Here is an 8,102-nt window from a genome sequence, read left to right on the forward strand (position 1 = left end):
CCGCGCCCGGCTGAGCGCCCGGCGCGGGCGATCCCACTGACCGGAACACCGTCCTTGCGCGCGGGGGCGCCGGCGACGACGGTGTGCGGCCATGAACACCCAGGACGTGGCGGCCCGGTTCCTGCAGGCCTACGAGACCGGGGAGCCGACGGCCCCGGTGATCGACGAGTATCCCGGGGCGACGGTGCGCGACGCCTACCGCATCCAGCAGGAGCAGGTGCGGCACTGGACGGACGCGGGCCAGCTCGTCAAGGGGCACAAGGTGGGGCTGTCCTCGCCCGCCATGCAGGAGCAGATGGGCGTGGACCAGCCGGACTACGGCCACCTGCTCAGCGGCATGTTCCACCCCGAGCAGCAGCCGATCCCGGCGACGGCCTACCTCCAGCCGCGCATCGAGCCGGAGGTGGCGTTCGTGCTCGGCAGGCCGTTGTCCGGACCGGGCGTGACCACGGCCGACGCCGTGCGGGCCGTCGAGTTCGTGCTGCCCGCGCTGGAGATCGTCGACTCCCGCGTCCGCGACTGGAAGATCTCCATCGTCGACACCATCGCCGACAACGCCTCCTCCGGCGGCGTGGTCCTGGGCAGCAGGCCGACGCCGTTGTCGGCGGTGGACCTGCGGACGGTGGGCTGCGCTCTGCATCTGGGCGGCGCGCTCGTCGCCACCGGGGCGGGGGCGGCGGTGCTCGGCAACCCGATCAACGCCCTGGTGTGGCTGGCCAACACCCTGGGCCCACTGGGGATCGGGCTCGAACCCGGGCACGTGGTGCTGCCCGGGTCGATGACCCGGGCGTTCCCGGTGACACCCGGCGACGCGGTGGTGGCGACCCTCTCCGAACTCGGCAGTGTGACCGCCCTGTTCGACGACGCACGCTGAGTCGAACGCTCCCGGGGCACCCGACTCCCGTCGTCCCCCGGACGGATGAGATTCGGCACACAGCGCTGAGATACGCTGCGGCACGGGGTTGAATAATCGGCAAACGACCGGTAAAGAAGCCGGTCGCCGCAGGAGCAAGGAGGCGCCCCGTGCCTCAGCAGAACAACGACACGGAGCACGGCGACAGTACCGATCATGACCTGAACCACCGGGAGCGCGCGACGCTGCGCGCCGTGTCCCGTGGGAAAGCCGAGATCACCTGTAGTCGCGAGCCCGACCTCTTCGTCGACGGACTGGCCTGCTGCGATCAAGCCACCGCGGCCCGCCTCGCGCGTGCCGGTCTGATCGCACCCGCGCACACCGGGAGACCGGGCCAGCGCGTCCCCGCCGTCCTCACCGACGCGGGCGAACGCGCGCTCACCCCTTCGCTGGTGAGCCACTGACCGTGGCGCACCGGGGCGCGGCGACCCGACGCCCCCGCGCCCCGGAACCACGGTCGGCGCCGACCGGCGTCAGGACACCCGGAACGCCGGGATGCCGGTGACGGCGTTGCCGATCGACAGGGCATGCATCTCCTCGGTGCCCTCGTAGGTCAGCACCGTCTCCAGGTTGGTCATGTGCCGCATCACCGGGTACTCCAGCGAGATGCCGTTGGCACCCAGCATCGAACGCGCGGTGCGGGCCACGTCCAGCGCGGAGCGGACGTTGGCCAGTTTGCCGAAGCTGACCTGGTTGTGGTGCAGGGTGCCCGCGTCCTTGAGTCGTCCCAGGTGCAGCGCCGTCAGCCCGGCGCGGTTGACCTCCACCACAAGGTCGGCGAGTTTGCGCTGGGTGAGCTGGTAGGCCGCCAGGGGTTGGCCGAACTGCTCGCGCGTGGTCGTGTACTCCAGCGCGGCCTCGTAGCAGGTGCGGGCCGCACCCACCGCGCCGAACAGGATGCCGTAGCGGGCCTCGTTCAGGCAGGACAGCGGGCCCCGCAAGCCGGTGACGTCGGGCAGCACCGCGTCGGCGGGCAGGCGGACGCCGTCGAGCACCAGTTCGGCCGTCAGGGACGCCCGCAGGGACAGCTTGCGGGTCACCTCGGTGGCGGTGAAGCCCGGAGTGTCGGTGGGGACGACGAACCCGCGCACCCCCTCGTCGGTCCGCGCCCACACCACGGCCACGTCGGCCACGGTGCCGTTGGTGATCCACATCTTGGTGCCGTCGAGGATCCAGTCGGAGCCGTCCCGGCGAGCGCGGGTGCGCATGGACGCCGGATCACTGCCCGCGTCCGGTTCGGTGAGCCCGAAGCACCCCAGTGCCTCCCCGGTGGCCATCGCGGGCAGCCAGCGCTGCTTCTGCTCCTCGCTGCCCCACCGGTGGATCGCGTACATCGCCAGCGAGCCCTGCACGGACACGAAGCTGCGCAGCCCCGAATCCACGGCCTCCAGTTCGCGGCAGGCGGCACCGTAGGCGACGGCGGAGGTGCCCGTACAGCCGTACCCGGTCAGGTGCATCCCCAGCACCCCCAACCGGCCGAAGTCCTTCGCCAGGTCGCGGGCGGGGAGGTTGCCCGTCTCGTACCAGTCCGCGATCCTCGGTTCCAGTTCCGCACGCGCGAATTCCCGTACCGCATCGCGGATGTCGCGTTCCTCGACCGAGAGGCCGTCGTCGACGCCGAGGAAGTCTTTCGGGTCCAACCGGGTGTCAGCCATGCGCAGACCCTACCGCGCTCGTGTCGCCCGAGGTCATCTCGTTACAATCGGGACGAAGCAGGCTCGCGGGGCACCCGTCAATCCCGGCGTGGTGTTTCCCACTCGCAACATCACACCTATCCCGAGAAGCGCGAATTCACACTATCGTCATAAGACCGGCGAACCCGGGAGTCATTCGCGCGCCGGAACGGTCGGCCCACCTGTCGACCCTCCGTGGCAGCGCAGTGCTCAGCGCCGCACAGCGCAGTGTGGTCACGATGCGAGATCCGTCGCACCGTCGCAACGGCATCGACCTTACCCGTACCGACCATCGCACCAACGGGCCACAGCGTTAGTCGACCGCACGAAGGCGTCGGTCCGGCGCCGGCCCGGTTGTGCCGAGCCATAGGAGGCGGCCAGCCGTGACCCGCCACGCACCGCACGAGCCCGTCGGCGGCTTGTACGACAGCGAGTACGAGCACGACGCCTGTGGCGTCGCCTTCGTCGCCGACCTCGCGGGCCGCAAGGACCACAGCATCGTCGCGAAGGCCCTCGTCGCCCTGCGCAACCTGGAACACCGCGGCGCCCGTGGCTCCGAACCGGAGACCGGGGACGGCGCAGGCATCCTGATCCAGGTCCCGGACGCGTTCTACCGCGAGGTCGTCGACTTCGACCTGCCCGAACCCGGCGCCTACGCCGTCGGCACCGCCTTCCTGCCCACCGATGAGCAGGCGCGCGGCAAGGCGATGTCCACGATCGAGCGAATCGCGGCCGAGGAGGACATGCGTGTCCTCGGCTGGCGCGACCTGCCCGTGGACGGCGACCACGTCGGCCCCACCGCGGCGAGCACGATGCCGCACTTCACGCAGGTCTTCCTCGCCCCGCACCGCGACGACGTCACCGGGCTGGCGCTGGAGCGGGCCGCGTTCTGCGTGCGCAAGCGCACCGAGCACGCACTCGCCGAGCAGCAGGTGTATTTCCCGAGCCTGTCCGCGCGCACGATCGTGTACAAGGGGATGCTCACCGAGCCGCAGGTGGAGAGGTTCTTCCCCGACCTCACCGACGAGCGCGTGGTCAGCGCGATCGGCCTGGTGCACTCCCGGTTCTCCACGAACACCTTCCCGTCGTGGCCGCTGGCGCACCCCTACCGCTACGTCGCGCACAACGGTGAGATCAACACGCTCAAGGGCAACCGCAACTGGATGAACGCCCGCGAGTCGCAGATGTCCACCGACCTCATCCCGGGCGAACTGCACCGCCTCTACCCGATCGTCAGCCCGGACGCCAGTGACTCGGCGTCCTTCGACGAGGTGCTGGAGCTGCTGCACCTGGGCGGGCGGTCGCTGCCGCACGCGGTGCTGATGATGATCCCGGAGGCGTGGGAGAACCACGCCGGGATGGACCCCGCGCGCCGGGCGTTCTACGAGTTCCACTCCACGCTGATGGAGCCGTGGGACGGCCCCGCGCTGGTGTCGTTCACCGACGGCACGCGGATCGGCGCCGTGCTCGACCGCAACGGCCTGCGCCCCGCCCGCTACTGGGTGACCGAGGACGGGCTGGTGGTGCTGGCCAGTGAGGTCGGCGTGCTGGAGCTCGACCAGTCGTCCGTGGTGCGCAAGGGCCGCCTGGAGCCGGGTCGGATGTTCCTCGTGGACACCGCCGAGGGCCGCATCGTCGACGACGAGGAGATCAAGGGCGGACTCGCCGCGGAGCACCCGTACGGCGACTGGCTCGACGAGGGCATGCTGCGGCTGGGCGAGCTGCCCCCGCGCGAGCGCGAGACGCCGTCGCACTCCTCGCTGGTGCGCAGGCAGCAGGCGTTCGGCTACACCGAGGAGGAGCTGGGTGTGCTGCTCGAACCGATGGCCCGCTCCGGCGCGGAGCCGATCGGCTCGATGGGCAACGACGCCCCGCTGGCGCCGCTGACCAGCCGGTCACGCTCGATCTTCGACTACTTCACCCAGCTGTTCGCCCAGGTCACCAACCCGCCGTTGGACGCCATCCGCGAGGAGATGGTGACCGCGTTGGGCACCCAGCTCGGTTCGGAGCCGAACCTGCTCGACGCCGGGCCCGGGCACTGCCGCAAGATCGTGTTGCCGTTCCCGGTGCTGGACAACGACGAGCTGGCCAAGCTCGTGCACGTCAACGACGACGGCGACCTGCCGGAGTTCCAGGCGCACACCGTGCACGGCACCTACCACGTCGCCGGCGGCGGCGCGGCGCTGCGGGCCCGGCTGGACGAGATCCGCGCCGAGGTCGGCGAGGCCATCGCGGGCGGCGCACGGCTGATCGTGCTGTCCGACCGCGGGGTGGACGCCGAGCACGCCGCGATCCCGTCCCTGCTGCTGACCGGCGCGGTGCACCACCACCTGGTGCGGGAGAAGAGCCGCACCCAGGTCGGCCTGGTGGTCGAGTCGGGCGATGCCCGCGAGGTGCACCACATCGCGTTGCTGATCGGCTACGGCGCGGCGGCGGTGAACCCGTACATGGCGATGGCCACCGTCGAGGAGCTGGCCGGTCAGGGCAAGCTCGGCGACGTCACGCCGGGCCAGGCCACCCGCAACCTGATCAAGGCGCTGGGCAAGGGCGTGCGGAAGACGATGTCCAAGATGGGCGTGTCCACCGTCGCCTCCTACACCGGCGCCCAGATCTTCGAGGCGATCGGGCTGGGCTCCGAGGTCGTCGACGCCTGCTTCGCCGGTACCACCTCCCGCCTCGGCGGGGTGGGTTTCGACCTGCTGGCCCACGAGGTCGCCGAGCGGCACCGCACGGCGTTCCCGGCCGACGGGGTGCAGGCCCACCACCGGGAGCTGGCGGTCGGCGGCGACTACCAGTGGCGGCGCGAGGGCGAGCCGCACCTGTTCAACCCGCAGACGGTGTTCAAGCTGCAGCACTCCACCCGCAGCGGCAAGTACGACATCTTCAAGGAGTACACCCGCTCGGTCGACGACCAGGCCGAGCGGCTGATGACGCTGCGCGGCCTGTTCGACCTCAAGGAGGGTGTGCGGGAGCCGGTGCCGATCGAGGAGGTCGAGCCGGTCTCCGAGATCGTCAAGCGGTTCGCCACCGGCGCCATCTCCTACGGCTCGATCTCGCAGGAGATGCACGAGACGCTGGCCGTCGCGATGAACCGGCTGGGCGGCAAGTCCAACACCGGTGAGGGCGGCGAGGACCCCGAGCGCCTCTACGACCCGGAACGCCGCAGCGCGGTCAAGCAGGTCGCCAGCGGCCGGTTCGGCGTCACCAGCGAGTACCTGGTGAACTCGGACGACATCCAGATCAAGATGGCGCAGGGGGCCAAGCCCGGCGAGGGCGGGCAACTGCCCGGCGGCAAGGTGTACCCGTGGATCGCGAAGACGCGGCACTCCACCGCGGGCGTGGGGCTGATCTCGCCGCCGCCGCACCACGACATCTACTCGATCGAGGATCTGGCGCAGCTGATCCACGACCTGAAGAACGCCAACCCGGCAGCCCGCATCCACGTGAAGCTGGTGTCCGAGGTCGGGGTCGGCACGGTCGCGGCGGGCGTGTCCAAGGCGCACGCGGACGTGGTGCTCATCTCCGGGCACGACGGCGGCACCGGCGCCTCCCCCTTGTCGTCGATCAAGCACGCGGGCGGCCCGTGGGAGCTGGGTCTGGCCGAGACGCAGCAGACGCTGCTGGCCAACCGGCTGCGCGACCGGATCGTGGTGCAGACCGACGGCCAGCTCAAGACCGGCCGGGACGTGATGGTGGCGGCTTTGCTGGGCGCCGAGGAGTTCGGCTTCGCCACCGCGCCGCTGGTGGTCTCCGGCTGCATCATGATGCGGGTGTGCCACCTGGACACCTGCCCGGTCGGTGTGGCCACGCAGAACCCGGCGCTGCGCGAGAAGTTCAGCGGCAAGGCCGACTACGTGGTGAACTTCTTCGAGTTCATCGCCCAGGAGGTGCGCGAGTACCTGGCCGCGCTGGGCTTCCGCTCGATCGAGGAGGCCGTCGGGCACGCCGAGCTGCTGGACACCGACAAGGCCGTGGACCACTGGAAGGCGAGCGGGCTGGACCTCTCGCCGATCTTCCACGTGCCCGAGCTGGAACCGGGCACGCCGCGACACCGGGTGGTCGAGCAGGACCACAGCCTGGACAAGGCGCTGGACAACACGCTCATCCAGCTCGCCGAGGGCGCGCTGGCCTCGGGCGACCGGGTGACGCTGGAACTGCCGGTGCGCAACGTCAACCGCACCGTCGGCACGATGCTCGGCGCGGAGCTGACGACGAAGTGGGGCGGCGAGGGCCTGCCCGACGACACGATCGACGTGACCTTCACCGGCACGGCGGGGCAGTCGTTCGGCGCCTTCGTCCCTCGGGGCATCACCCTGCGGCTGTCCGGCGACGCCAACGACTACGTCGGCAAGGGCCTCTCCGGTGGGCGGATCGTCGTCCACCCGCCGAAGGAGGCGTCGTTCGCGGCCGAGAAGCACATCATCGCGGGCAACGTCATCGGCTACGGCGCCACGGGCGGGCAGATCTTCCTGCGCGGGCAGGTCGGTGAGCGGTTCTGCGTGCGCAACTCGGGCGCCCTGGCGGTCGTCGAGGGTGTGGGCGACCACGGCTGCGAATACATGACCGGCGGGCGCGTGGTGGTGCTCGGCCCCACCGGCCGCAACTTCGCGGCGGGCATGTCGGGCGGGGTGGCCTACGTGCTCGACCTCGACCCGGACCGGGTCAACGGCGAGATGGTCGACCTCGACCCGCTCGACGACGAGGACTCGGCCCTGCTGCGGGACGCCGTGGCGCGCCACCACGCCGAGACCGGCTCGGCGGTGGCGCACACGCTGCTCACCGACTGGGACGCCGCGCTGCCGCGATTCGTCAAGGTCATGCCGACCGACTTCAAGCGGGTACTCACGGCGCAGGCGGCGGCCGAACGCGACGGCAGGGACGTCAACGAAGCGATCATGGAGGCGGCGCACGGGTGACGCCGACCGCTCACCCGTGCGCGCCGGTCGGACGCGGAGATCCCGCGGCCGGCCGTGGCGGCGCACGGGTGACGTCGGCGTCGCCCCGTGACGGCCGAGCGGGTCCCGGCCCGCGCGAACAAGGAGACGGCTGATGGCTGACCCCAAGGGTTTTCTCACCACACCGCGGCAGACGCCGAAGTCGCGCCCGGTCGACGTGCGCATCAAGGACTGGCGTGAGGTCTACGAGGAGTTCGAGAACTCCAAGCTGACCAAGCAGGCGGGCCGCTGCATGGACTGCGGCATCCCGTTCTGCCACCAGGGCTGCCCGCTCGGCAACCTCATCCCCGAGTGGAACACGCTCACCTGGCGGGACGACTGGCGCGAGGCGATCGAGCGGCTGCACGCCACGAACAACTTCCCCGAGTTCACCGGCACCCTGTGCCCCGCGCCGTGCGAGACGGCGTGCGTGCTGGGCATCAACGACGACCCGGTGACCATCAAGCGGGTGGAGATCTCGATCATCGACCGGGCGTGGGAGGAAGGCTGGGTCACGCCGCAGCCACCCGCCACGCGCACCGGGAAGAAGGTCGCCGTGGTCGGCTCCGGCCCGGCCGGGCT

The 8,102-nt window shown here is 70.9% G+C and carries 4 protein-coding genes and 1 pseudogene; 4 read left to right on the top strand and 1 reads right to left on the bottom strand.

Annotated features, from left to right (window positions below; translation table 11 throughout):
* Window positions 1-91 precede the first annotated feature (91 nt).
* Together SACHA_RS0102595 and SACHA_RS0102600 are read left to right on the top strand one after the other, a co-directional pair.
* A complete protein-coding gene (locus tag SACHA_RS0102595; protein ID WP_019806985.1) occupies window positions 92-874 on the top strand; it encodes a 2-keto-4-pentenoate hydratase in 783 nt (260 codons plus the stop codon).
* Between the two features lie 149 nt (window positions 875-1,023).
* On the top strand, window positions 1,024-1,317 hold the full coding sequence (locus SACHA_RS0102600; protein ID WP_019806987.1) for a hypothetical protein: 294 nt from the start codon (window positions 1,024-1,026) through the stop codon (window positions 1,315-1,317).
* A 69-nt stretch (window positions 1,318-1,386) separates the two neighbouring features.
* Here SACHA_RS0102600 and SACHA_RS0102605 read toward each other — a convergent pair whose 3' ends face one another.
* Window positions 1,387-2,568, bottom strand: coding sequence for an acyl-CoA dehydrogenase family protein (locus tag SACHA_RS0102605; protein WP_019806989.1), 1,182 nt, complete (start codon window positions 2,566-2,568; stop codon window positions 1,387-1,389).
* A gap of 401 nt (window positions 2,569-2,969) precedes the next feature.
* Between SACHA_RS0102605 and gltB the strand changes: the two genes are divergently transcribed.
* Together gltB and gltD are read left to right on the top strand one after the other, a co-directional pair.
* Window positions 2,970-7,502, top strand: a complete 4,533-nt coding sequence (gltB, locus tag SACHA_RS0102610) for a glutamate synthase large subunit (protein ID WP_019806991.1) — start codon at window positions 2,970-2,972, stop codon at window positions 7,500-7,502.
* A 133-nt stretch (window positions 7,503-7,635) separates the two neighbouring features.
* Window positions 7,636-8,102 (top strand): annotated as a pseudogene (gene gltD / locus SACHA_RS19955) (glutamate synthase); the annotation flags it as partial.

Origin of the sequence: Saccharomonospora halophila 8 (assembly GCF_000383775.1) — a bacterium.
Classification (GTDB): Bacteria; Actinomycetota; Actinomycetes; order Mycobacteriales; family Pseudonocardiaceae; genus Saccharomonospora; species Saccharomonospora halophila.

Coding starts and splice junctions, on each gene's coding strand:
- SACHA_RS0102605 (WP_019806989.1), bottom strand. CDS start 2,568: ATGGCTGACACCCGGTTGGACCCGAAAGACTTCCTCGGCGTCGACGAC.
- SACHA_RS0102595 (WP_019806985.1), top strand. CDS start 92: ATGAACACCCAGGACGTGGCGGCCCGGTTCCTGCAGGCCTACGAGACC.